The following is a 207-nucleotide window of genomic DNA, read 5'->3' as shown; positions in this document are numbered from 1 at the left end:
ATCGTGGACCCGTCACACAAGGCCATTCGTCGCGATCCTAAGATCAACTGGATCGTGAATGCTGTACATAAGCATCGTGAGATGCGTGGTCTGACTTCGGCTGGTCGCAGCTCCCGAGGTCTCGGCAAGGGACATAGATACTCTCAAACAAAGGGAGGCTCACGCCGGGCAGCTTGGCTCAGACGCAACACTCTTCAACTACGTCGC

1 protein-coding gene is annotated in these 207 nt (G+C 55.6%); it reads left to right on the top strand.

Annotation, left to right across the window (positions count from 1 at the left end; genetic code table 11):
• Window positions 1-3: 3 nt before the first annotated feature.
• A partial coding sequence (locus F0L68_RS45965; protein WP_223199652.1) for an eL15 family ribosomal protein occupies window positions 4-207 on the top strand: 204 nt, incomplete at its 3' end.

The organism is Solihabitans fulvus (genome assembly GCF_008386585.1).
GTDB classification, from domain to species: Bacteria; Actinomycetota; Actinomycetes; order Mycobacteriales; family Pseudonocardiaceae; genus Solihabitans; species Solihabitans fulvus.
This window is presented reverse-complemented; position numbering and strand designations above follow the sequence as displayed.